Source organism: Candidatus Limnocylindrales bacterium, assembly GCA_035571835.1.
GTDB lineage: Bacteria > Desulfobacterota > Binatia > UBA1149 > CAITLU01 > DATNBU01.
In genome coordinates this window covers 237,086-262,323 of sequence record DATNBU010000029.1, presented here as the reverse complement: position 1 = coordinate 262,323, position 25,238 = coordinate 237,086, and the positions used below count along the sequence as shown (strand labels likewise).

General features: G+C 65.3%; 20 protein-coding genes and 1 tRNA gene. 11 read left to right on the top strand and 10 right to left on the bottom strand.

The features are described from left to right. Positions 1-94: 94 nt before the first annotated feature. The 5 genes from VN634_13580 (at position 95) to VN634_13560 (ending at position 4,852) form a co-directional block, all read left to right on the top strand. Positions 95-889: a phosphocholine cytidylyltransferase family protein gene (locus VN634_13580; protein ID HXC51913.1), complete on the top strand. Its 795-nt coding sequence runs from the start codon at positions 95-97 to the stop codon at positions 887-889. A 76-nt stretch (positions 890-965) separates the two neighbouring features. Next, positions 966-1,042: transfer RNA gene (locus VN634_13575), tRNA-Arg, on the top strand. 26 nt (positions 1,043-1,068) lie between these two features. Further along, positions 1,069-1,503 carry an MAPEG family protein gene (locus VN634_13570; protein HXC51912.1) on the top strand — a complete coding sequence of 145 codons (435 nt, stop codon included), beginning with the start codon at positions 1,069-1,071 and terminating at the stop codon, positions 1,501-1,503. 198 nt (positions 1,504-1,701) lie between these two features. Beyond that, entirely contained in the window at positions 1,702-3,039 is a 1,338-nt protein-coding gene (locus VN634_13565; protein ID HXC51911.1) for a DUF1329 domain-containing protein, read from the top strand. Between the two features lie 28 nt (positions 3,040-3,067). Continuing rightward, positions 3,068-4,852 carry a hypothetical protein gene (locus VN634_13560; GenBank protein ID HXC51910.1) on the top strand — a complete coding sequence of 595 codons (1,785 nt, stop codon included), beginning with the start codon at positions 3,068-3,070 and terminating at the stop codon, positions 4,850-4,852. Between the two features lie 94 nt (positions 4,853-4,946). Here VN634_13560 and VN634_13555 read toward each other — a convergent pair whose 3' ends face one another. The 3 genes from VN634_13555 to VN634_13545 form a co-directional block, all read right to left on the bottom strand. After that, positions 4,947-7,637 carry a hypothetical protein gene (locus VN634_13555; protein HXC51909.1) on the bottom strand — a complete coding sequence of 897 codons (2,691 nt, stop codon included), beginning with the start codon at positions 7,635-7,637 and terminating at the stop codon, positions 4,947-4,949. 121 nt (positions 7,638-7,758) lie between these two features. Next, positions 7,759-9,663, bottom strand: coding sequence for an ATP-binding protein (locus VN634_13550; protein HXC51908.1), 1,905 nt, complete (start codon positions 9,661-9,663; stop codon positions 7,759-7,761). Positions 9,664-9,769: 106 nt separating this feature from the next. Continuing rightward, positions 9,770-10,555 (bottom strand): SDR family oxidoreductase, encoded by a 786-nt coding sequence (locus tag VN634_13545; GenBank protein HXC51907.1) that lies wholly within the window; start codon positions 10,553-10,555, stop codon positions 9,770-9,772. A gap of 99 nt (positions 10,556-10,654) precedes the next feature. Between VN634_13545 and VN634_13540 the strand changes: the two genes are divergently transcribed. From VN634_13540 to VN634_13530, 3 genes are all read left to right on the top strand, one after another. Further along, the gene (locus VN634_13540) at positions 10,655-11,323 is read left to right on the top strand and encodes a GNAT family N-acetyltransferase (GenBank protein HXC51906.1); all 669 of its coding nucleotides are present in this window, start codon (positions 10,655-10,657) and stop codon (positions 11,321-11,323) included. Continuing rightward, entirely contained in the window at positions 11,320-12,894 is a 1,575-nt protein-coding gene (locus tag VN634_13535; GenBank protein HXC51905.1) for a gamma-glutamyltransferase family protein, read from the top strand. Before VN634_13540 ends, VN634_13535 begins: the two co-directional genes overlap by 4 nt. Positions 12,895-13,076: 182 nt before the next feature. Continuing rightward, the gene (locus VN634_13530) at positions 13,077-14,267 is read left to right on the top strand and encodes a thiolase family protein (protein ID HXC51904.1); all 1,191 of its coding nucleotides are present in this window, start codon (positions 13,077-13,079) and stop codon (positions 14,265-14,267) included. 308 nt (positions 14,268-14,575) lie between these two features. Here VN634_13530 and VN634_13525 read toward each other — a convergent pair whose 3' ends face one another. Then, positions 14,576-15,862, bottom strand: coding sequence for a hypothetical protein (locus VN634_13525; GenBank protein ID HXC51903.1), 1,287 nt, complete (start codon positions 15,860-15,862; stop codon positions 14,576-14,578). Between the two features lie 295 nt (positions 15,863-16,157). Between VN634_13525 and VN634_13520 the strand changes: the two genes are divergently transcribed. Next, positions 16,158-17,357, top strand: a complete 1,200-nt coding sequence (locus tag VN634_13520) for an IS481 family transposase (protein ID HXC51902.1) — start codon at positions 16,158-16,160, stop codon at positions 17,355-17,357. 645 nt (positions 17,358-18,002) lie between these two features. Here VN634_13520 and VN634_13515 read toward each other — a convergent pair. Further along, a complete protein-coding gene (locus tag VN634_13515; protein ID HXC51901.1) occupies positions 18,003-18,821 on the bottom strand; it encodes a glycerophosphodiester phosphodiesterase family protein in 819 nt (272 codons plus the stop codon). A gap of 121 nt (positions 18,822-18,942) precedes the next feature. Between VN634_13515 and VN634_13510 the strand changes: the two genes are divergently transcribed. Both VN634_13510 and VN634_13505 read left to right on the top strand, forming a co-directional pair. After that, entirely contained in the window at positions 18,943-19,845 is a 903-nt protein-coding gene (locus VN634_13510; protein HXC51900.1) for an LLM class flavin-dependent oxidoreductase, read from the top strand. Positions 19,846-19,902: 57 nt separating this feature from the next. Next, entirely contained in the window at positions 19,903-20,889 is a 987-nt protein-coding gene (locus tag VN634_13505) for a TauD/TfdA family dioxygenase (GenBank protein HXC51899.1), read from the top strand. Between the two features lie 64 nt (positions 20,890-20,953). Here the strand turns inward: VN634_13505 and VN634_13500 are convergent, their stop codons facing one another. Genes VN634_13500 through VN634_13480 form a run of 5 tightly spaced genes read right to left on the bottom strand, consistent with a single transcriptional unit; the run spans position 20,954 to position 25,219 of the window. Next, positions 20,954-21,739 carry a phosphate ABC transporter ATP-binding protein gene (locus VN634_13500; GenBank protein ID HXC51898.1) on the bottom strand — a complete coding sequence of 262 codons (786 nt, stop codon included), beginning with the start codon at positions 21,737-21,739 and terminating at the stop codon, positions 20,954-20,956. Continuing rightward, on the bottom strand, positions 21,739-22,500 hold the full coding sequence (locus VN634_13495) for a phosphate ABC transporter ATP-binding protein (protein HXC51897.1): 762 nt from the start codon (positions 22,498-22,500) through the stop codon (positions 21,739-21,741). The genes VN634_13500 and VN634_13495 overlap by 1 nt, the downstream gene beginning before the upstream one ends. Continuing rightward, a complete protein-coding gene (gene pstA, locus VN634_13490) occupies positions 22,497-23,393 on the bottom strand; it encodes a phosphate ABC transporter permease PstA (protein HXC51896.1) in 897 nt (298 codons plus the stop codon). The genes VN634_13495 and pstA overlap by 4 nt, the downstream gene beginning before the upstream one ends. Next, the gene (gene pstC / locus VN634_13485; protein ID HXC51895.1) at positions 23,390-24,322 is read right to left on the bottom strand and encodes a phosphate ABC transporter permease subunit PstC; all 933 of its coding nucleotides are present in this window, start codon (positions 24,320-24,322) and stop codon (positions 23,390-23,392) included. Before pstC ends, pstA begins: the two co-directional genes overlap by 4 nt. A gap of 12 nt (positions 24,323-24,334) precedes the next feature. After that, entirely contained in the window at positions 24,335-25,219 is an 885-nt protein-coding gene (locus VN634_13480; GenBank protein HXC51894.1) for a phosphate ABC transporter substrate-binding protein, read from the bottom strand. Positions 25,220-25,238 lie beyond the last annotated feature (19 nt).

The window sequence follows — 25,238 nt, the reverse complement described above, 5'->3', positions numbered from 1 at the left end:
GACGCAGTCAGGGCGCTCTGCGAATCGACGCCGAGCGGGTAATCGTGGGCGGACGGCCTCCGTGCCGTCGAGGTTGCGGGAATAAGGAGTTCTCTTGCAGGCAGTCATACTCAGCGCCGGACAGGGACGCCGGCTGTTGCCGCACACGGCCGAGCTGCCGAAGTGCCTTCTGAAAATTGCGGGGCGAACGGTTCTGGAGCGCCAGCTGCTCGCGCTCGAGGCTGCCGGCGTCAAGCGCGCGACTGTTGTGGTGGGCTTCGGCGCCGCGCAGGTGGAGGCCGAGCTCGAAACCTGCCGGCCGGCGGGCTTCGAGACCTTCACGATTCACAACACGCTTTACGACTCCACCGACAACCTGATCAGCTGCCTGACGGCTCGCAGCGCGATGCAGCAGGATTTCCTGCTGATCAACGGCGACACGCTGTTCCAGCCCGACATCGTGCGCCGGCTGCTCGGCAGCCGGCCGGCACCGATCTCGATGGCGATCGCGAACAAGCCCGCCTACGACGCCGACGACATGAAAGTGCAGATCCGTGACGGGCGCGTGCGCCGCGTCGGCAAGGACCTTCCGCCCGATGCCACCGACGGTGAAGCGATCGGTCTCAGCGTGATGCGCGGCGACGGCCCGCGGCTGTTCGTCGACTCGCTCGAACAGATCGCGTCGCAGCCGGACGGCCATGCGCGCTGGTATCTGTCGGCGGTCAACGTCCTTGCGGGCATCGGCAACGTCGAGAGCGTTGCGATCACTGGTCTTCAGTGGATCGAGATCGACTATCCGCAGGACCTCGAGAAGGCTCGCGCAAGCGTTCCGTCGTGGCCTGCTGTCTCCGGCGCGCTCGGAAAAACGAGACGTTCCGGAACGACGCCCGAAGCCGATCTCGCGCTGTAACGTCGTTCGTTGCGCAAAGAGCGCAGCGGCGAGCAGCGTTGCTTCGGCCTCGTTACCTTCGTATCAAGCGGCGCGTGCGGTCGTAGCTCAGCTGGATAGAGCACCGGGCTTCGAACCCGTAGGTCGCAGGTTCGAATCCTGCCGGCCGCACCAAAACTTCATCGCGTGAATCGACTACGATGACCGTTCCGTTCGACAACCAGATCCTCTACCCGTCGTTCGCGATGTTCGTGCTGGTCGCGTTCGTGCTCGCCAAGCTCGCGCGGCTGCGCGTCGGCGGCGTCGGCCGCGGCGAGGTCGACGTGCGCTTCTACAAGACCTACCAGGAAGGCGAGGAGCCCGAGCACATCCGCGTCGTCACGCGGCACTTCATCAACCTGTTCGAAGTGCCGACTCTCTTCCACGTGATCGTCATCCTGACCTACGTGACGCATCACGTGAGCTGGTGGATGATCGGGTGCGCGTGGGCCTACGTGGCCATTCGCTACGCGCACACCTTCGTCCATCTCGGCTCGAACGATGTGCTGCTGCGCTTCCGGCTCTACTTCGCGAGCGGTTTCGTGCTGGCCGTGATGTGGTTGACCTTGTTCGGCACCCTTCTGATCCACGGATAGCCGGATAGCCTTAAAAGCCTGGGACAGCCGGATACCCGAGATCACCGGCCTGACCTGTGGAACCGGACGCCGCCGATTGTCGCGAGGCAGCGGCGGAGCATCCGGGCAATTTCGTCTGTTCCTTCCATTTTCTTTTTCGGATAGACGGACCGGCGGCGACAGCGACCGAAAAGGCGCGTCCCCGGAGGAAATTACCCGGTGAAATTTCGTCGGACCCTGACCCAGTCCCTGCCGTTCGGACAGCACCGATCTGCACGGCTTCCGTTCGTCTCTTTCGCCACTGTCTCATCGTTCGCCGCCCTCGCGGGCGTGCTCGCGCTGCCGACCGGTTCGCTCGCCGTCGACGCCGCGCCCGGAACCGTCATCACGCGCGCGAACGTCGACCAGTACATCGACCTGCTCGGCCCGGCGATCAAATGGACGGTCGACCGCGGCGCCGAGATCAAGGTCGGGCCGTACAGGAAGGTCGCGTTCCCGCCGAAGTTCGCCGAAGCCACCGAGAAGTACTCGGGCCAGGTCAAGCTCGCACCGGACTCGACGCATCTCGAGAACCACGTGGCGGGGCTGCCGTTTCCGAAAGTGGATGGAAGCGACAAGCAGGCCGGTGCCAAGCACATGTTCAACTTCAATGCGGCAATCGCGGTCGATGACCTCGATCTTCGCAACTTCGACTGCGACACCGGCGGGCTCGGCAAGAACGGCGAGCCGGTTCGCGTCGAGCGCCACTTCCTCATCGATCACATCCGGCGGCTCTACTTCCAGGAGCGCACGATGGTCGATCCGAAACCGGTCATGCCGAGCCGCGACGGGTCGCGCTACAAGGAAGCGCTCTATCCGCTGATCGAGCCGTTCGACCTGAAGGGCACCGGCTTCACGCTCAATCGCTACGCCGACTACACGCGCCAGGACGACACGTGGCTGTACCTGCCGCAGCTTCGCCGCGTGCGCCGCCTGTCTTCGGCGCAGCGATCGGACGCGCTGTTCGGCCAGGATACCGACCAGGACAGCTATGCGGGATATGCAGGAAACCCCGGCTGGTTCGACTGGAGCTACCTCGGCGAGAAGACGATCCTCGGCTCGTTCCATGCCGACGCCATTCCCGTCACGTGGCAGAAGCCGTCGGGTGACTTCATGCACGCGAGCGCGTGGGAGCCGCGCAAGGTGTGGATCGTCGAAGGCAAGGCGAAGTTTCCGCAGTACGCGTACTCCAAGCGCGTCATCTATCTCGACCAGGACAGCTACCGCATTCCGTACACCGACATCTACGACCAGGCGGGCGAGCTGTGGAAGGTCTGGATCAACAACTTCATGTACGCGACCCATCCGTTCAAGGGCGCCAAGTACGGCTTCGACTACGAAGTCAGCTACAACCCGTCGATCACGATGGTCGACATCCAGCTCGAGCACGCCACGTACTGCGCGCTGCCGAGCGCGCGCTTTCCCGGCGAGCAGGGCTGGTACATCAATCTCGGCGATGCCGAAGGGACGCGCGAAGAGTACTTCGACCTGAGTCAGATCATCGCGGCCGGTCGCTGACCGGCTTCTGAGCGGTGGCGCGGGCAAGGTGGCGCAGAGTAAGAAAGGCCGTGGGCCGGAGGGCCGCCGGCCTTCTCCCGCCGCTCTCGCGCGCACAGGCGACGCGGCCACGGCGATCCGGCCTGTTCGCGAGGCCGCCCCGATTCCTTCCACCGCGGAAAGCGCGCAGCCGCCCGCTGCGCCCGCTTCGCTCTACGAGCGCGCGCAGGTTGCCGCGCTTCCGGCGCTTGCGCTCGCTGCAATCCTGCTGCTGCCGTTCGCCGGCAAGGCGTTCACGATCGACGATACCGTGTTCCTGCGGCAGGCCGAGTATGCCCTGACTGATCCGCTGCATCCGTCGGCGCTGACGATGGTGTGGTCGGAAGTTTCGAAGCCGATGCGGCTCTCGCAGGTCATGCCGACCGGACCGCTGATGGCATGGCTGCTGATGCCGGTCGCGCTCGCATCCGGCTCGGAGATCGTTGCGCACCTCGAGCAGCTCCTGCTGGTGCTGCTCGCGGTCTTCGAGGTCGCCGTGCTTGCGCTCCGGCTCGGATACGACGACGAGGTTGCGCGCGTCGCGGCGCTGTTTCTCGCGGCGACGCCGGCCGTGCTTGGAATGTCCGGCACGGTGATGCCGGACATTGCCGCGATGACGCTCGCGCTCGTCGGTGTCGAACGACTGCATGCGTGGGGTCGTGAGGGCAGGGCGATGCAAGGCGTTGCCGCTGCGCTCGCGCTCGGCATCGCACCGCTTGCCCGCAGTCATGTGCTGCTTCTGGCGGGGCTCGGCGTGCTGTTCCTTCCGCTGCCGCCGATTGCGCCGTTCACGCGGCTTCTGCCGCATCGCGTGCGCGCGGGCGCGTGGGTGAAGTGGCTGCCGGTCGTCGCTGCGCCTGTTCTCATGCTTCTTGTTCTTCGCATCGTGCAGGACCCGCTCGGCGGATCGTCCGACATGGTCAGCGCTGCGGGGATGTTCAGCAGCCTCGGTAACGTGCGCTCGAATGCGATCGCGTTCGGAGTGCACTGGGTGCTGCTGCTGCCGCTCGGACTGGCCTGGATGCTTTCGCGCGGCCGGACGTTCTGGATGAGCGTGTTTCCATGGCTCGGGCTGGCCGCGGCGCTGGCCGCGATCTGGTACGGGCACGAAACCGGCTGGCTCTGGATTGCGCCGGTCGCCGGTTTCGGCGCCGCGGTCGTCGCCGATGTCGTCGCCGACAGTGTGCGGCGGCGCGACCCGACGAGCGGCATGCTCGCGCTGTGGCTGCTCGTCGCGCTTCCGATCGTCATCTATCTTCACTTTCCGTCGAAATATCTCGTCGCGTGCGCGCCGGCGGCGGCGATCGTCTCCGCGCGAGCAGTGCTCTCGCTTCCGCGACCTCGCGCGCATGCGATCGCCGGCGGCCTCATCGCGGCCGGCGCGATTCTCGGCGTGATGATCCTGCGCGCCGACTCGACGTTCGCCGGACTCGGTCGTCGCGCAGCCGAAGAGCTCGTCGCGCCCTATGTGACGTCCGGTCAGAACGTGTGGTTCAACGGACACTGGGGATTCCAGTGGTATGCGGAGAAAGCCGGCGGACGATGCCTGACGTCGACGCCGCCGCATCCTGTGCATGGCGATCTCGTCGTCTCGAGCGTCGAGACCATCACCGGCATTCCGATCCAGTCGTTTCGCAGTCGCGAGCTGGTTGCGACGGTCACCGACCAGTCGCCGGGCGGACGCATCGTCAGCTCGCAGCTCGGCGCGGGCTTTTACTCGAACGGCTGGGGCTATCTGCCGTGGGCGTGGGGAAGCACGCCGGTCGATCGCTTCGACTTGTGGCGGCTACGCTGATGGTCGGGGCCGCGGACAGCCGCCTTCGTGACGGTCGCCTTCGCTGACCGGCGGGCTGCGCTTGTTCGCAGCCCGCCGTAGCGAAGGCTCGATGTTACGGGACGAGGTTCCTCTCGAGGAAGTCGTCGAGCCGCTCCGGAATCAGATTGTCCTCGGTGTCTTCGGCCGTGATCACGTCGACGTGTGCATAGCCTTCGCTGATGTACACCTCGAAGCCGCCGGCGATGCCGCCGAACGTCGGAAACGCAGGGTTCGGCACTGCCGCATCGACCACGCGCGGCGTCGAACCGTTGCAGCTCGGCGCCGTGCAGGTCGCAATGCTCTGGCCGAACGCGGTGTACAGACCGGGGACCGGCGTGAGGCCGTTGCTGCCGCCGAAGTTGATGACGGGAACGTTGATGTTCGGCGCCTGCGTCAGGTTCGCAATGTCCGGACGCGTGGCCGACAGCGCCGACGAATCGAGGTTGATCGACTGCGAGCAGTCGCCGTTGGTCGCGCATGTTCCGGCCTTTCCAACCGTGCAGTTTCCCGCCGTGCAGATTCCGCTGACACTGGTCGTCGAAAGGCCGGAGCCTGCGTAGTACCAGTCGCTCGCATTCTCTCCGCCTGCGATGAACGTCAGGATGTGGCGGTCGATGCGCGTGACCTCGACTTCCTTTCCCCAGTGTCCGCCGGGCAGGGTCGTCGGCGCCGGTCCATTGTCGGGCCGGACCGCGCTCGTGATGAATCCGTCTCCATCGATGTCCTTCCATACGGCCAGACCACCGACGGTTCCGCCGGGCTCACCCATCGACGTCGCGAGCGCCGGTGACAGAACATTCGCATTCGGCCCGTCGTCGTCGAGGAAGATTCCGAACAGGCCTTCGACGGTTGCGGCCGGAACCAGCGGCGGCTGCAGCAGCGAAAGCCCCGGCACGACGCTGACCGCGTTGTTGCCGGGCGATCCCTGGTCGACCTGGATGATGACCTGGCCATGCTCGGGATCCTTGATGGCCTGAACGGCGCCGACTTCGCCGGCGGCGTAGATCTGCGGCTGCAGACCGCCGATGCTCGTGTACGACGTCGTCGGCAGCGTGCACTTGGGCGGAACCTGCCCGATGCAGTCGGCTGCTTCGGTGTCGATCGTGCAAGGCGTGGTGCCGTCGACGCAGCGGGGCGCGTTGTCGCGAACCGCACCGAACAGGCCGCCGTCGGCTTTCGCGATGATACGGTCGATCGAATCTGCGCTCAGAGGCGCCGACGCCGCGGTCGAGCCGCCGCCGCCTTCGAACAGCACGATGCCTCGAAGCTTCGCATAGCCCGGATCGGCCGGACCGACTCCGCTCAGGTTGAAGTTGGTCGACGCGTAGCGCGCGGCAAACCCGGTGCCGGCCGAATGGCCGCCGAGATACACGTTGGGTGTGACGGCCAGCGCCGCATCGACGACGGCGTCGATGTCGCGCGAGAACACCTGCGGCGTGAAGTTGGCAAGGAACGGAATGTCGGCGTGCGAGTCGTAGAACACCGCGCGGCGGTTGGGACCGGCCACGAGCGACGGATGCAGCGTCAGGCCGAGCTCCGCGCCGTAGTACCAGTCCTGCGCGATCGCGACGTCCTTTTCTGCGACCGCGATCTGGATGCCTTCGCGATCCTCGAGCAGATCGTCGCGCCGCGAGAACGCCCACACTTCGAGGCGAATTCCCTTGTCCGCGAGAATCTTCGGGATCACGTTTTCCGCCAGCGTACGCAGCGGATTGACGCCCGATCCGAAGCCCGGCACCAGGATCAGGATCGCGTCCGGAGCGACGTCGGGCCCGTTCAGCCGCCAGCGCACGTATTCGGCGCTGTTCAGGTTCGGTCCGCTCGGCGGAAACTGCGTGAGCAGTTTCGGGTTGGTCACGACGACTCCCGGCGAGCCCGGCGTGTTGGCCGGCTCGACGCCGTCCGGAATCGAGACGCGCTCGGTTGCCAGCAGCGTCTCCGAGCACGTGCCGTTGGAAACCACTCCATCATCGAAGCGGTCGCAGACCGCGCCGAGCGAGTCCATGCCGTCGACGATCGTACATGCGCTGCAGCGCGCGCGTGCGGCAATGCAAAGCTCGGGCTGCGTGAATCCCTGACAGAATCCGGGGAGCAGCGCATCGAGATCGAGCCCTGCGCACTTGTCGCTCACGCTGTCGTCCACCTTCGATGCGGCGCCTTCGATCTTGCCCTTGAGATCGGCGCTCGCCGTATCGAGGCAGTCACGCAGCGCACTGGCGGAATCGATCGTGGCGGCCTTGAGCCCCGCCGCTTTGCAGGCATTGAATTCCTTGACGATCGTGTTGGCCATCTTCTGCGCGCTGGCGACGATTGCCGCCTGGCACTTGGCGCCGGCCGAATCGGCGCTCGACAGCACTACGGCGGAGGTCACGTCGGCGCCGAACAGGCTGGTCGCGAGATCGACCGTGTTGTCTTTGGCGGCGTCGGAGACTGTCGTTGCGCTGGTCGGTCCGAAATCCGGCAGCGTGCCGCACGACTTGCCGAATGCATCGCCGACCTTGCCGGCGGCGGTGGCGACTTTGCCGCCGTTATCGGCGGTCAGGCACGCCGTCGCATTGAGCTCGTCGCCCTTGGCGGCGTTCTTCACGCACGCGATGTCGGCTTTTCCCTGCGCCGCAGCGACCTTGGCTCCGGATTTGTTGAGCGACGTGATGCATTTCTGCTGATCCGGCGTCTGGACGTCCGCGCGGGCGAGCCCGGCGGCGAACATGGCGACGAAGGCGGCAAGAGTAAGCCGCAGGAATGCGGTGGGCGTACGGTTCATTGGTTCCTCCCGGATCGAGACTGATGATGCCCGGAACGGCTCGAGCTCCGGGCGTCGCGCGAGGTCAGCGCGCGTCCACTGTATGCCTTGAGGGCGGTGCCCAGTCCATGCGGAAAATTCGCTAGGCGCTCGCCGCCATCTCGGCCTCACCTGACGCGCCCAGCGTAAAGTAGAATGTCGCTCCCTGTTGGGGAACGCTCTGCGCCCAGACCCTTCCTCCATGACGCATCACGATGCGCTGCACGATCGACAGCCCGATTCCGGTCCCCTCGAACTCGTCGACGGCATGGAGGCGATTGAAGATGCGGAACAGCTTGTCCGCGTAGGCCATGTCGAATCCGCAGCCGTTGTCGCGCACGAAATAAACCGCCTCGCCACCGTCCGCTTCCGCTGCGAACTCGATTCGGGGGCGCTCGGTTCCCGCAGAGAATTTCCACGCATTGGCCAGCAGATGGCGAAGAAGCACGCGCACCAGCGTGCCGTCGCCGCATGTCGTGCTGTGCCCGTTCATCGAGATGTCGACCTCGACGTTGCCGCCGGGGTGCTCGGCGCGCAGCTCGTCGATGACTTCCTCGGCAATGGCGCGGAGGTCGAGGACCTGCGGCACCAGCTTCTGGCGCGTGTAGCGGCTGAGATTCAGAAGATCGTCGATGAGCCTTCCCATTCTGCGGCATGCGCGCTGGACGCTCTGCAGGTAGTTCTGTCCACGCATGTCGAGCACCGCGCCGTAGTCCGACAGCAGCAGCTGGCTGAACCCGTTCATCGAACGCAGCGGCAGCCGCAGATCGTGGGAAACCGAGTAGCAGAACGATTCGAGCTCGCGGTTGAACACCAGGAGCTCGCGATTGGCGGCTTCGAGCTCTGCGGTCCGCGCGGCGACCCGCCCTTCGAGCGTTGCATTGAGCCGGCGGATCTCCTGCTCGGCGCGAAGACGGGCGCTGATGTCGCGTACGACGACGCTCGTCTTCTGATGCCCGCTCGAGTCCGTGAACAGGCAGGCAGCGACCTCTCCGTCGAACGTCGTGCCGTCCCTGCGCGAAAACGACGACTGCCCGCCGAAACGGCCGCTCTGCACGGTTTCCGCCATCGCAGACCGGATCGAGTCGAACAGCGAGTCCCGAAACGCATCCGCTGCGCCGCCGCCCGGCTCGCTCGCGTCGAATCCGAACATGCGGCAGGCCGCCGCATTGACGGCTTCGACGACGCCGTCCGGCCGTCCGAGAATCACCGCATCGATGCTGGTTTCGAAGAACGTGCGGTAGCGCTCCTCGCTCTCGCGCAGCGCCTGCTGGTGCCGCTCGCGTTCGCGAAGCACGACGCGGCAGAACCAGACTACGCAGGTCGTGAGCAGCACCGTCGCGAGCGCGAGCAGCGCGAGCAGCCATCGGCCGACCTCGCGCGCCGCCTGTCCGAAAGAATACGAGAACGCATCTTCGAGCGGCGTCAGGATGCCGGCCTCGCGATCGATCGCCGCAAGCGCGGCGTCGATGCGGACACGATCCGGCGGAGTCCTCTCGACTTCGGCCTGCAGGCGATCGGCCAGTCTTGAAAGCTCGGCGATATGAACGTCGGCTTCCTCCCAGATCGCGATCGACCGGTCGACGAGCGCGACGTGACGAAGGCGGCGGAACAGACCGATCATGCCGTCAACGTCGGCCGGATCGTTGCGGCCTTCGAGGAAACCCTGGCGTGCGAGCGCGTAATCCGGCTCCGGCTTGTCGAGCTCGACGCGCGCCTTCCGGTCACCCTCCGGTACGGAGAGGGCGACGCGATATTTGTCGAACTCGTCGCGGTCGTGTGACGACGCGTAGCGGATCAAATGGTAGACGGCTTCCTTTTGTGCCTTCGACCACAGCGCTTCTCCGCCGACGTACGCGCGCACCGCCGACAGCACGGTCATGCCCGCGACCGAGATGCCGAACAGGCAGGAAAGCGTCAGCAGGAATGGAAGAACCAGGCGCAGGAAGAGCGAGCTCCCTGCGTCGCTGCGGACCGCGGCGTCGTTGGTGCGTGGCCCCCGGATCACGCTGCAATAGAACTACAGTTCCGGGCTCGTTAACCAGAGCCTGTCGATTCTTTCCGCGAATCGACACGCGCGGAGAGTTCTGACGTTGGATTGATTTAGGACCTGTTCAGTTCACCGGCTGCTTTCCGAACCGGCCTGCGAGCGAGACCAGCAGCGTCTTCGGGATGACGCTGGTCAGCATCATCGACACCTTGTTCTGGAAGCCCGGCACCAGCATGGCTTCGCCCTTGTCGTAGGCCGCCAGCGATTCGCGCACGACGTCGTCGGCCGTCTGCCAGACGAACGACGGCATCGAGCTGGTGTCGTAGTTGGCGCGCGACTGGAACTCGGTGCGGGTAAACCCGGGGCAGACGACCATGCAGCGTACGCCGTACGGCTTGGTCTCTTCGTTGAGCGCGAGCGAGAAATTGACGACGTAGGCCTTGGTTGCGCAGTAGACCGAGATCTGCGGCGTCGGCACGAAAGCGGCGCCCGACGCAATGTTGATGATGCCGCCGCGCCGCGACGTCCGCATGGTCGTGAGCGCTGCATGGGACAGGCGCGTGAGCGCGATGACGTTGCACTCGATCTGTCCCTGGCTGTGATCGACCGGCAGGTCCGCGAAGTTCCCGGTCACGCCGTAGCCGGCGTTATTGACCAGCAGATCGATGCGGGCATCGTCGTGAAGCCGTTTCTCGACCTGTGCGAGCTCTTCAGGTTTTTCGAGGTCGGCGATCAGCACGCTGATGTCGCGGCCGTGCCGGCTTCGCAGCTCGGCGGCGAGCTCGTCGAGGCGGCTCTTGTTGCGAGCGACGAGAATCAGGTCGGTGCCGCGCGCCGCGAGCGCCTGCGCAAACGATTTGCCGATACCCGATGAAGCACCGGTGACCATGGCGAGAGCGGAAGTGGACATTGATTTCCTCCGGATCGAGCGTCGGCAGGACGCCAGGCAAAAAGTTGCGGAGCCGGTCCGCTACCACTTGCACGGCGCGGCCGCTAGATCGGTCGCGCCGTGCTGCGTCCCGATCTACCCGCCGCTGGACCTGGCCTGAGGCCGGCAACCTCGGCCGACTTCCCCCGACTCGCCGAGACACTGGTTCGCGCGTTCGCTTCCGATCCCTTTCATCTGTGGCTGTTTCCCGACGCGGCCGGTCGCTACGAGCGCCAGCGGCGACTGTTCGAACGGGTCCTCGCGATCTACGGCAAGCACGGCGTCGTCTACACGACCCCGGACTTCTCCGGCGTCGCAATGTGGGACCCTCCGCGTGAGGGGGGCCCGAGCCTGGTGGAGCTGCTCGCGTTCGTATTTCGGGTGCTGCCGGTATTCGGCACGCGCGCGGGATTGATCGCCCGCGGAATGGCACCGATGGCGACACTGCATCCGGACGAGCCGCACTGGTATCTGTCGGTGCTCGGCACCGATCCGTCGCGGCAGAAGAACGGCGTCGGCACGTCGCTGCTGCGCCCGGTCCTCGAGCGCTGCGACGCCGGCGGCTACGCCGCCTATCTCGAAGCGTCGCGCATCGAGAACGTTCCGTACTACGAGCGCTTCGGATTCGAAGTGGTCGCGCCGCTTGCCATGCCGAAGGATGGGCCGGTGGTCTATCGCATGAAGCGCGATGCGCGTTCCATCGGCGGGCGCGACGCGGGCCCGATGCGCGGGCGGCGGCCGACGCCGTGAGCAGCGACTTTCCGTATCTGTCGCGGCGGATGCCGGTGCTCGCAGAGAACGTCGTCGCGACGTCGCAGCCGCTCGCATCGCAGGCAGGTCTTTCTATGATCCGGCGCGGCGGCAATGCCGTCGATGCCGCGCTCGCTGCAGCCATCGCACTGGTGGTCGTCGAGCCGGTCAACAACGGACTCGGCAGCGATGCGTTCGCGATCGTCGCGAAGGATGGAGCTCTCCATGGGCTCAACGCATCCGGACGTTCGCCGCGCGCAATGACGATCGAGCGCTTCGCCGGTGCCGAGCGCATGCCGATGCTCGGGTGGGGCGCCGTCACGGTGCCCGGCGCCGTTTCGGCATGGGTCGAGCTGTCGGAGAAGTTCGGCAGCCTTCCGTTCGAGACACTCTTCGAACCGGCGATCGATTACGCCGAGCGCGGATACCTGGTCTCGCCGGTCATTGCAGGCCAGTGGTCTGCCGTCGCCGGTCTGTACGGCGGGCTCGACGAATTCGCGCGCGTTTTCCTTCCGAACGGACGTGCGCCGCGCATGGGCGAGAGAGTCCGGCTGCCTGATCTTGCCGCGAGCCTTCGCGAGGTCGCCGAAACGCGCGGCGAAAGCGTCTACCGCGGCCGCCTCGCCGAAGCGTTCGCTGCGGCGTCCGCCGCTGGCGGCGGCTTGTTCACCGCACAGGATCTCGCCGATCACCGCGCCGACTGGGTCGAGCTCCTCGAAAAGGACTACGGCGGCGTGCGCGTGCACGAGATCCCGCCGAACGGGCAAGGCATTGCCGCGCTCGCTGCGCTCGGGATCCTGTCGCACACGGGCGTTCTCGAGCATGCGCCGGATTCGGCCGAGAGCCTGCACCTTCAGATCGAGGCGATGAAGCTCGCGTTCGCCGATACGCATCGTGCCGTCGCCGATCCGGCATCGATGAAGGTGCGTCCCGCCGATCTCGTCGACGACGATTATCTTGCGTCTCGCGCGCGCGAGATCGATCCGCGCCGCGCGCTGGATTTTGCCGCCGGCAAACCGGCCACCGGAGACACGGTCTATCTGTGTGCCGCCGACGCAGGCGGCATGATGGTCTCGTACATCCAGTCGAACTACTTCGCGTTCGGATCGGGGATCGTCGTTCCCGGCACCGGCATGAGCCTGCAGAATCGCGGGAGCGGTTTCTCGCTCGTCGCCGGACATCCGAATGCCGTCGGGCCCGGCAAGCGTCCGTTCCACACCATCATTCCCGGCTTCGTCACGCGCGGCGGCGAGCCGCTGCTCGCGTTCGGCGTGATGGGCGGACCGATGCAGCCGCAGGGCCACGTGCAGATGGTGCTGAGGATGTTCGGCTGGAATCAGAATCCGCAGGCGGCCGTCGACGGTCCGCGCTGGCAGGTCACCGAAGGCCGCGGAGTCATGGTCGAAGAGGGCGTTGCTCCAGCCGTGCGCGAAGCGCTCGCGGACAAGGGCCACGAAGTCTCGGTCGCTCCGCCGCTGATGTTCGGCGGTGCGCAGGCCGCGCTGCGCATCGACGGCGGATACATTGCAGCCACCGAGTCCCGCAAGGATGGGCTGGTGGCCGCCTGCTGAGCCCGCAGTGGCCCGTTTGAAGTATTGCAAGATCTTGCCATTCTTCCGGCCATCCTTATTTCTGCCGTCTTGAGCGGCTGAACCTCATGGCCGCGTCGCGGCCGCCAACCCCGATGGCCGCGTTGCGGCCATCCAACACGCGCCGGGCGGCCCGGCCGGACAACTGCTGGAGGATTTTCATCATGCGTGAAGCCGTCATCGTAGACGCCATTCGTACTCCTCTCGGTCGTGGCAAGAAGAACGGAGCGCTGGCCGGATGGCATGCCGTCGATCTGGCCGCCGAGCCGATCCGCGCGCTCGCCGACCGCACCGGCATCGACCCGTCGCTGATCGAAGACGTCATCATGGGATGCGTCGGGCAGGTCGGCGAGCAGGGTCTCAACATTGCACGCAACGCGGCGCTTGCCGCGGGCCTTCCGGAAACCGTCTGCGGCACTACCGTCGATCGGCAGTGCGGCTCGAGCCAGCAGGCGCTTCACTTTGCGGCGCAGGGCGTGATGGCCGGCGCGTACGACTGCGTGATCGCCGCCGGCGTCGAGTCGATGAGCCGCGTGCCGATGGGCACGACCGCGATGGTCGGCGGCGCACCGTTCGGCCCGAAGATGATCGACCGATACGTGAAGGCCAATCTCTACGGTCGCGGCGGCCTCGTGAACCAGGGTCTGTCGGCCGAGGAGATCTGCAAGAAGTGGGGACTCAAGCGCGAGCAGCTCGACGAGTTCTCCGCACGCTCGCACCAGCTCGCCGCGCGCGCGACCGACAACGGCTGGTTCGCGCACGAGATCATTCCGATCGAGCGCACGCACGACGACGGCAAGAAAGAGATGATCACGATCGATGAAGGCATCCGTCCGGATTCGACCGCCGAAAAGCTCGGCGTGCTCAAGCCCGCCTTCGAGGAGACCGGCATGATCACCGCCGCCAACTCGAGCCAGATCACCGATGGCGCCGCCGCCGTGCTCGTGATGGAGCGCAAGCGCGCCGAAGAGCTCGGCCTCAAGCCGCGCGCACGCTTCCATGCGTTCGCGCTCGGCTCGTGCGATCCGGTCATCATGCTGACCGCGCCGATTCCGGCCACGCACAACGTTCTCAAGCGCGCGGGCATGAAGCTCTCGGACATCGATGCGGTCGAGATCAACGAGGCGTTCGCGCCGGTCGTGCTCGCGTGGGCGCGCGATCTCGAAGCCGACATGTCGAAGGTCAATCCGAACGGCGGTGCGATCGCGCTCGGTCATCCTCTCGGAGCGAGCGGCGCGCGCCTGATGACGACGCTGCTCAACCAGCTCGAGCGCAGCGGCGGCCGCTACGGCCTGCAGACGATGTGCGAGGGCGGCGGGATGGCGAACGCGACGATTATTGAACGGCTCGCCTGACGGCGAGCCTATGGAACGCCTGGGCTAGCGCTCAAGCTAGGGAACGGCTCGCCTGACGGCGAGCCTATGGAACGCCTGGGCTAGCGCCCAGGCTAGAGAACGGCTCGCTTCAACGCGAGTCGACGAGAGCCTGCCGCGAGTCACTCGCGGCGGGCTCTCGCATTTCAGGCCGCCACGTTCGCGAGTGCCGGCGCGGGCTCTTCGCGGGTTGGTATGGGCTTTGAGGTCCTGAGCCGCGCGCAATCAGCCTGACTTCAGGCCCGGACCAAGTTCATCCACATCGACAGGATCCGAACTCCGACGACGTCTCACGGCGCGGCCGCCATCGCCCGACATTCCCCGGGGAATGTTCGCGCGTCGGCGAGATTGCCGCGCCTCGCATCCATAAAGGCGCGGCCGAAATCGAGGTCCGCCTGATACTGGTTGTGTGCCGCGCAGCGCAGCTCGATGTTCTCGGGCGTAGCAGGTCCGCCCATCGCGAAGGGAGCTTTGTGGTGGAACTCGATGTTGCTGGTCTCGCGGCAGCGACGTCCTCGGCCGTCTACGTAGCAGCAGCGTCCCGAGTCGCGCTGCCATACCTCGCGTCGTACGGCCGCCGGGATGGTCCGGGATCGCTGTGCTCGTTGCGAAGCGGCAGTATCGGCCGCGGGCATTGTGCCGGGTCGATCGGTGCATTCCGCGTTCGTCGACGTGGTCGACCCCGGTCGATCGGTGCAGCCTGCCTTGCGCGTGAGCGTCTGGACGAGCAGCACGTCGATCGCACGACTGATGATCGCGGCCGCATCGCGACCGGTCGCCGACCGGCCGAGCAGATCCTGCAGCGAGCGGAGTTTGTCGTGCGTTTTTTCGTCTACTGTGATCTCGATCTTGTAACGGCGTGGGCTGAGCGGAACGATCGGCTTCGTCACTTTTGCCGGCTGCGCTGACGGTGGAGAGATCGCAGCGCCGACGACCGTGGAGTCCGGCCGATTACTCGAGCAACCGGCGGACTCGTGGTCTGTCGACGCGCACCAATCGCTCGCACCGCCGCCGGACTCGCGGTCTGTCGAAGCGCACCGATCGCTCGCACCGCCGGCCTGTTCGCAATCCATCGAAGTCCCGCCAGCCGACACCGACGGCCGATCGTTCGCCGCGTCCGCACCGCGACGCCCGGGCATCGCCCGAACACGCGACGCTACATCGGGTCGCGGCGCCAGCTCGGCAACCAGCCGCTCGACCTCGCGCGAGCTCTTGTGCGTGGCGCGCTCGAGCACCCGCAGGTGGTTCTCGGTCGTCAGATGCCTGGCCAGCAGATGAATCGCGCTGAGATGCAGCTCACCGCGTGCGACCAGGTCGAGGACGACCGGAAAGCGGCGCGCCGTGCGCGCAGCCCAGATCCGCTTGGCAGTTACCTGCTCCGACATGTGGAAGCGCTCCATGCAGAAGCTGAACATGGAGGAGCAGGCATGCCTGGCCCAGAGCTTGCGCTCATCGATCTCGGCGATCGCGACGAGTAGCGCCGCTGTCGTACGACGGTCGCGTGCGACCAGGCACTCGAAGTGATCGAGCAGTTCCTGTTCGGAGAGCTTTGCAATGCTGTCGAAGGATGTCGTCATGACGACGCTTGTAACACGGGTTTTCCAGGCGTCGTTCGCCGCAAGGACGCGACCGCCCACAGACATGCGGTTTCGCGACACAGCGCGAGATCTGAGCGGCGCAACGCGCGAAGTCGCGAAAAAAGCCGTGCGCTCTGTTTCGCCTCGTTACAGGCGACGTGAAGCGACGAAAATCCGCGTCAAGCGAAATCGACGGTACGGACCTGGTACTTGGGTAACAGATCGGACCCATTACATGGGTAACACTTTATCTTGGGCATGGAGGAAGACCATGCCTTGGAAGGAAGTGAATTCGATGGACGAACGGATCAAGTTTGTTGCCCGTTATCTCGGTGATGAATGCACGATGACCGAATTGTGCCGTGCTTTCGGTATCAGCCGGAAGAGCGGCTACAAGTGGATCGAGCGTTATCAGGCGGGTGGTGTTTCAGGACTCGTCGAGCGCAGTCGTACGCCACACAGCCACCCGAACGCCCTTAGCCCGGCGATCAAACGGTTGATCCTGGAGGCTAGGGCTCGACGTCCGAACTGGGGACCCCGCAAGCTTAAGGTGGTTCTGGAGCGCCGGCACCCTGGCGCAGATATCCCGGCCGCTAGTACAATCGGGCGCGTTCTCAAGTCCGAAGGCCTGATCAAGCCAAAGGCACGACGACGACGGCGCAGCGCACCGCACGGAGTGCCGCTCGTCGAGTACTCTCATCCCAACGCGGTATGGTGCGCTGACTTCAAGGGGCACTTTCCGATCGCCGGGAACCGGTGCCTGCCGCTTACCATCACCGATGGCTATTCACGCAAGATCCTGACGTGCAAAGCGATGACGAGCTCAGTCACTGCGCCGGTGATGAAGGTTTTCGAACGTGCGTTTCGAGAGTTCGGCCTGCCTGAAGTGATCCGCACCGACAACGGGGCGCCGTTCTCCTCGCTGGCTCCAGCGGGACTGTCGCAGCTGGCCGTATGGTGGATCAAACTGAACATCACACCGGAGCGGATCTTACCGGGCCGTCCTGATCAAAATGGTCGTCACGAGCGGATGCACCGTACACTCAAGCGGGAAACAGCGTCGCCACCTCGCTCGAGCTTTCGGGCGCAACAAGTCGCATTCGATCACTTCGTACGGGACTTCAACCAGCTACGTCCGCATGAAGGACTGGGCATGGACGTCCCGGATCAGCACTACCGAACCTCGCAGCGTTCGTATCCCTCGCGCGTCCCAGATGTCGAATACCCGGAGCACATGGTCGTGACCAAGACATATCCCAACGGCGTCATCTCGCACGAGGGCACGCAGTGGTACATCAGTGGATGCCTGGCGAATGAGATGATCGGCTTGGAGCCGACTTCGACCGATACTTGGAGAGTCTACTTCGGCCCCAAGCTTCTTGGTGTGGTCGATCCACGCAAGGAGCGAAGGCGCAAGTGCCGCAGCTTCGGGGAGCTGATTCGATCCGACGGAGAACTGACTGGCCGGCGCCGAAGAAAGCGTCGAAAACGATGAGTGACTGTTACCCATGTACTCGGTCTGATTCGTTACCCATGTTCCAGTTCGCACCGACATCGCGTCGACGCTTCCATAACAAAAGTGTCATAGCCGGCCGTGATCCGCGTCCGACGCGGCGCGTGTTTTTCAACGAACTTTTCAGACCCGATAGCCGGCGGCGTATCCGAGCCCGACGCCGCACGTATCCGAGTACGACGCTGCGCGCGTACTATCCGACAAACCCTCGAACCCGTCGCCATCGCCCATCTCGGGCACGTGCTCAAGACACCGATCACGCTGAGTGCTTACGCATCAGACGAGACCTGGATCACATTCCCCGCGGAATGTTCGTGCATCAGGGACTACCGCGCAGTCCGTGCTGCGCATCGCAACAAGTCCATCGCCCGCGGCGGCATCGATACGAGCTGGTGTCGAGCCGCATGATTCAACGCTCGACGCGAACCAGGCCACACGATCGTCCGGTACCGTGACCTGCGGTATGCGCGACGAAGAATAACTCAGGCTGAAGTCGTGACGCTGCCGCCAATCTGACGGAGCCCGCTTGATCAAAAACCCCGAAACAGGGACCAGCACGAATCCACGAAGTCTCACTTTTTCAGTCGCTGCCGGCGCGAAATGCGGAGATTCCGTGTCAGATGGACATCAGCGTCCGAGCGTCGCGAGCGTTGCCTTCAATCGCGCCGGGTCGTCGCTCGAGATCGAATCCGGCCGGTACTCGAGCAGCTTGAGGACTTCATCGGCTGCACCGGTCTTTCCGTTGAGGTGAAGCTTGCCGCCGTCCTGCCGTACGCGCGCGACCAGCTTTTCGTCCGGCAACCATTTCGGCCACAGCCGAATCATCTCGACGCCCGCCGCCCGGAACGCATCGACGTCCTTCTGGTCTTCGATCAGGCCGAGCTGGCGGGCCTCGGGCAGCTGGCTGCGAAACTTCTTCGCCTGCTCGACCGTACGGACGCCGATGATTGTCCGATGAGGATCACCGGAGGTCTTGACCGTCTCGATCACCTTGCGGTCGTATTCGTCGCCGTTCTCCTTGAGGTCGAGCAGCGCATCGACTTTTCCGCGGCAGACCGTCAGCTCCTGCTCGAGTGTCGGGATGCGCTCGCCCTTGAATTTCGGATCGAATTTTTCACCTGCATCGAGCTTCTCGACCTCATCGAGCGTCTTGTCCTTGATCCGGCCCGTGCCGTTGGTCACGCGGTCGACGGTCGGATCGTGCGACAGGACCAGCGCGCCGTCCTTGGTCATGCGGACGTCGATCTCGACGGCCGTTGCGCCGGCTTCGATTGCCCGGCGTGCGCTGGCGAGTGTGTTCTCCGGTCGGTCCGCCCTCGACCCGCGGTGCGCGACGATCTCGTGAACCGCACGCGCCGGCGCTTCCTCCGCGACGCTTACCGGAACCCAGCCGAGCAGCAGCAGGAAGGCATAGAGCCGGTATCGCAGGGAGTTGGGTGCGGACATCGTGAGCGCTCCTTGCGCGAAAACGCGTCTTCTCGTACTCGACGCCAGCCGCAGACGGATCGGCCTCGATGAATTTCTCCTCCGACCACAGTGCCGTCGCAATCGCCTCGCGCGGCGGGCCGTGCAGCCTGCTCTGACGTCGATGCAGGTTGGTCTTCACCTGCCGGTCATGGCGCCCGGTCTCGATCGAGATGGAATCCTCGAATGGTCGCGGCGCATCGATGCAGGGCCGTTCTCGACGCTCGCGGTCGGCGAGCGCATCAACTTTCCGAATCCCGAGGCGATGGTCACGCTGACTGCCGCCGCAGTGGCAACCGAACGCGTAAAGCTCGCGTTCGCCGTGCTGGTGCTGCCGATGCACCGTCCCGTTCTGCTTGCCAAGCAGCTTGCGACGCTCGACGTGCTGTCACGCGGGCGGCTTTCGGTCGGCGTCGGAGTCGGCGGACGGGACGAGGACTATCGCGCCGTCGGCGCAGTCTGGGATCACCGCCTGCTCGGGCGTCTCGAAGACAGCGTGGCCACGATGCGCCGGGTGTGGAGAGGAGAGATCATGGCGGAGGGGATCGAGCGGCCGGTCGAGCCGTTTCCGCTGCAGAAGGGCGGGCCGGAGCTGATGATCGGCGCACTCTTTGCGCAATCGATCCGGCGTGCGGCGCGCTGGGCGGACGGGATCACGTCGTTCAGCTTCGGACCGACCGCCGAAGACGTCGCCGAAAAGTTCGAGCTTGCTCGAAACGCATGGAGTCAGGCGGGTCGCGAGAAGTCGCCGCGGCTCGTCACCGGTTTCTGGTTCGCACTCGGTCCGAACGGCGGCGCGCAGCTCGACTCGTATCTCGAGCGTTATCTCGCGTTCATGGGTCCGACGGCCGGGCGTGACCTCGCGCCGTTCTGCATTGCGCGATCTGCCTCGGGAGCTCGCGAAGCGATCGCGCGCTGCCGCGACGCGGGCGCAGACGAAGTGCTGCTGACGCCGACGACCGCCGACCCGGACGAAGTGCTGCGCCTCGCCGATCTGCTCGGGTGACTGCGCAAACCGCTCTGCTCGCGAAGACGTCGGACGAATGATAGCGAGCTTGCTGCCATGACGACCGCGCGCAGCTTCGGCGCCCAGGCGCTGCATTACTTCAACCGTCCGCACGAACAGATGGCTGCCGCTCCGGTCGGCGGCCCCGCCGCGTGGCGCGGACCGGACGTCGCAGGGCGCGACGATTGGGTGGTGCGCCTGGGCGATCGCGAAGTTGCGGAGCTCGAAGGCGCAGCGCGCCAGTGCGAGTCGCTTCCGCTCGACCGCATCGATCGCGCCGGATTTCCATTGCCGACGCTCGCGCTGCGCATTCGCGAGTGGGCCCGCGAGCTCGGCGAGGGCAGGGGATTTCTGCTCGTGCGCGGTCTTCCGGTCGAGCGCTGGGGCGAGAAGCTCTCGTCGATTGCGTTCTGGGGCCTCGGCCATCATCTCGGCGTGCCGGGCGGGCAGAATCCCGACGAAGAGCTGCTCGGGCACGTCAAGGATTACGGCGAGGATGCGGCCAACCCGTTCGTGCGCAAGTACCGGACGGCATCGACGATCGCATACCACTGTGATCTTGCGGACGTCGTCGGGCTGCTGTGCCTCACGCCCGCGAAAGCCGGTGGTGCGAGCCGCATCGTAAGCTCGGTGGCCGTCTACGACGAGCTTGCGCGTCGTCGGCCGGATCTGGTTGCGCGACTCTACGAGCCGTTCCTGCTCGATACGCGCGACGAGGCGCGCGAGGGACGAATGCCGTGGGTCCCCGTGCAGCCCTGCTGCTATTCGGAAGGACGGCTGCGCACGTTCTACCACAGCGACTACTTCCGCTCGGTGGTGCGCCACGAAGCGGCCCCGCGCTTCACGAATGCCGAGCGCGAGCTGATGGATCTCTACGAGGAGATCGCGTCGTCTCCCGAGTTCTACCTCGACATGAAGTTCGAGCCCGGCGACGTGCAGCTGATCTCGAACCACACGGTGCTGCACGCGCGCACGGAGTACGAAGACTGGCCGCAGCCCGAGCGGCGCCGCCATCTGCTGCGCCTGTGGCTGTCACTCGAATAGAGCGCGACAGGCCGCGACCCGGCGGTTCCCGGCGTAAACCGAATCGGCCGCGCGGTTCAGTGCTTCAGCCGAAGCGCCCTTCGATGTAGTCGGCGGTGCGCTTGTCGCGCGGCGCAATGAACAGCTGCTCGGTGCGGCGGTGCTCGACGATCTCTCCGAGCAGCATGTAGACGCATTCGTCGCTGACGCGTCGGGCCTGGGCCATGTTGTGCGTCACGACCACGATCGTGAACTGCTCGGCCAGCGCGCGCATCAGATCTTCGACGGCGCTGGTCGCATCGGGGTCGAGCGTCGAGCACGGTTCGTCCATCAGCAGCACCGAAGGCTTGAGCGGCATCAGACGCGCGATGCAGAGTTTCTGCTGCGCTTCGAGCTGGAGAGTCGTCGCTTTGCGATCGAGCTGGTCTTTCATCGCATCCCACAGGCGGACGGCCTTCAGTGCCGATTCGACCTCGGCGTCTTCGACATCACGGCGGCGCTGGCGGCCCGGCGTGTGGAGCCGGTAACCGTACAGCACGTTGTCGCGCACCGAGATCGGCAGCGGATTGGGCCGCTGGAAGACCATGCCGACCTGCTTGCGCAGCTCGACCAGATCGACCTCCGGGTCGTAGATGTTGTGCCCGTGGATCAGGACTTCGCCGGACGTCGTCACGTAGTCGAAGCGCTCGTTGATGCGGTTGAAGCAGCGCAGCAGTGTGGATTTACCGCACCCGGACGGACCGATGAGTGCGGTGATCCGGCAATTGGTGACCTCCATGTCGATCCCGCGCAGCGCCTCGAACTTTCCGTAGGAGAGCCGCAGGCCGCGCGTGACGATCGAAGCGTGACGGGTCGGGTCGATCGTCGTCATCAGCCGAACAACCCCTGCACGTACTGGAACGTGCGTGCATCCTTGGTGTTCCTCGAGAAGATCGTCTCGGTGGCTCCGACCTCGACCAGGCGGCCCCCGAGGAACAGCGCCGTGCGATCGCCGAGGCGCCGCGCCTGCAGCACGAGGTTCGTCACCAGGATCACCGTCATCGATTTACGGAGCTCCTTGATGACCTCCTCGATGCGCATCGTCGTGACCGGATCGACGGCGATCGAGAACTCGTCGAGGCAAAGGATCTCGGGCTCGAGCGACAGCGCGCGCGCGATCGTGAGTCGCTGCTGCTGGCCGCCCGAAAGGCGCGTGCCGAGGTCGCTCAGCCGGTCCTTGACCTCGTCGAACAGCGCGGCCTGGCGCAGGCACCGCTCGACGAGCTCGTCGAGCACGGCCTTCTTTCGTATGCCGGCCATGCGCGGCGCGAACGCGACGTTGTCGTAGATCGACATCGGAAGGCCGACCGGCAGTGGAAAGACCACGCCGATCCGCCGGCGCAGCGACGAGACGTCGCGGATGCCGGTGATATCCTGGCCGTCGATGCGGATCGTGCCGTCGATCTGGACGCCCGGCATCATGTCGGTCATGCGGTTGATGCACTGGAGCAGCGTCGTCTTGCCGGCGCCGGCCGGACCGATGACGGCCAGGATTTCGCCCTCGAGCACATCGAGCGAAACGCCGTCGAGGACGACTTTGTTGCCCCGGCGCACGCGCAGGTCGCGGATCTCGATCTTGGCGCGAGCGGTCACCACTTTCTCCGCGACCGCAGGTAGCTGCGCAGCACGATCGACGAAAGGTTGACGGCCATCACGAGGCCGAGCAGCACGAGCGCGGTCGCATAAGGCATGGCCTTCGGCACGTTCGGAACCTGCGTCGACAGCGTGAACAGATGCATCGAAAGCGCCATGCACTGGTCGTAGACCGAGCGCGGCAGGAACGGCAGATAGAAGGCCGCGCCGGTGAACATGATCGGCGCAGTCTCGCCGGCGGCGCGCGAGACCTGCAGGATCACGCCGGTCAGGATTCCCTGGATCGAGTTCGGCAGCACCACATAGCGGATCGTCTGCCAGCGCGACGCCCCGAGCACCCAGCAAGCTTCGCGAAACGACATCGGTACCGACGCCAGTGCTTCCTTGGTGCTGGCGATGATCACCGGCAGCGTCATCACCGCGAGCGTGAGCGACGCCGAGAGAATGCTCGTTCCGAAGCCGAGGAACAGCACGAACGCGCCTACGCCGAACAGCGCGTGCACGATGCTCGGCACGCCGGCGAGGTTGACGATCGCGAGATGGATGATGCGGGTCATCCAGCTCTCGCGCGCGTATTCATTCAGATAGATCGCCGCGAGGATGCCGATCGGAGCGGCGATCAGCAGCGAGACGCCGACCAGCCACAGCGTGCCGACGATCGCCGGAAAGATTCCGCCGGCCGTCATGCCGGCCGACGGCGACTGGAACAGGAAGTCGAGCGTCAGCGCCGGCGCGCCGTTGATGACCAGCAGCCCGAGGATCGCGACGAGCGGGATCACCAGCAGTGCCGTCAGGATTGCCAGCACTGCGCGCGCGACGTTTTCGCGGCGCCGACCCGCAAGCGTGGTGGGCGTCGACGCGAACGGCGACGGGGTCTGGTCGGGCGCCGTCACTGGTTGCCTTTGCGGCCGCGAACCATGAGGTCGGCCGTCAGGTTGACCGCGAACGTCAGCAGGAACAGCAGCACGCCGATCGCGAACAGCGCCTGGTAGTGGTCGCTGCCGCGCGCGCTTTCGCCGAGCTCGGCGGCGATCGTGGCCGTCAGCGTGCGCACCGAATCGAGCGGGCTGTGCGGGATCTGCACGGCGTGGCCGGTGGCCATCAGGACGGCGATGGTTTCGCCGATCGCGCGCGCGACGCCGAGCAGCACGGCGGCCAGGAGCCCGTTGCGGGCGGCCGGGATGAGAACCTTCGTGACCGTCTGCCAGCGCGACGCTCCCATGGCCAGGGATGCTTCGCGGTACGAGTCGGGAACAGCCTTGAGCGCATCTTCGCCGATCGAGACGATGATCGGAACGCTCATCAGCCCCAGGATGATTCCGCCGTTGAGCACATTGAGGCCGATCGGTGCGTGGAAGACCGCAATGATCAGCGGATTGATCAGCACCAGCCCGATGAATCCCCAGACGACGGAAGGAATGGCCGCGAGAAGCTCGATGACGACCTTCAGGATCTCCTTGCGACGGCCGGTCGTGAACTCCGAGACGAACACGGCCGCGCCGAGTCCGAACGGCACGGCAATGGCCATCGCGAGCGACGTGACGCTTACGGTTCCGATGATCAGTGCGAGCGTGCCGTAGCGCTTCTCACCGAGTGACGTCGGGACCCATTCGGTGCTGAACAGGAACTGCGGGATCGACAGGCGGTGGACGATGAACTCCGCGCCCGAGCCGACGACGAACACCAGGATCGCGAACACGAAGAAGATCGCGCTGAAACCGCACGCGCGGATCAGGACTTCGATCAGGCGCTCGACGGCGCGGGAAACGACACTGCGACCCCTCGCGACCGGCGGACGCCCTGGAACGGGCGGTGGTGTCATTGCCGGTGCCTGTCAGTTGATCGCCACGAACCCGTTGTCGGTCACGATCTTCTGTCCTGCCGGAGACAGGATCCAGTCGATGTAAGCCTTGATGTCGCCTTGCGCATCGCCGAGCGTGTACATGTAGAGCCAGCGCGACAGCGGATACTCGCCGCTCTTTGCCGTTTCGGGAGTCGGCGTGACGCATGGCGTGGACGCATCTTTCGCAAGGCACACCGATTTGAGCTCGTGGCTCGCGTAGCCGATCCCGCTGTAGCCGATTGCGCACGGAGTCTTCGAAACAAGATCGACGACGTCCTTGCTTCCCTGCATGTCGCGCGATCCGAGCTTGAAGTCGCCGGTCTTGCCGAGCACGACTTCGCGGAAATATTCGTACGTTCCGGAGTTGGACTGGCGGCTCACGCGGATGATCTTCTGGTCCGCGCATCCCGGAACTTCGACGCCGACAGAGGTCCACGTGTCACACGTGCCTTTCTCACCGTAGATGCACGCGAGGTTTTCCATCGTCAGCTGCTTGACCGGATTGGCCGAGTGCACAAACACGACGATGCCGTCGCGCGCGACCTTGTGCTCGACGGCTTCCTTGCCGTTGTTGTGGCTTTTGACCTGTTCCTTTTCATCCGGGTGCATGTCTCGGCTCGAGTTCGCGATGTCGACGGTCCCGTTGACGAGTGCCGCGATGCCGGTACCGCTGCCGCCCCCGCTCACCGCGATTGCGACGTCCGGCTTTACCGATCGGTAGGTCTCCGCCCAGGCCTGGGCGATGTTCACCATCGTATCGGAGCCCTTGTTCTGAAGGAGCTTTCGATCGGACCCGCCGCGCGAGCATGCGGCTGTCATGGAGAGGCCGATGAGTACGGAGAGCGCCAATGCGACCGCAGGAAGTTTGGTTGTCATGGATGTCTCCAGATTTGGG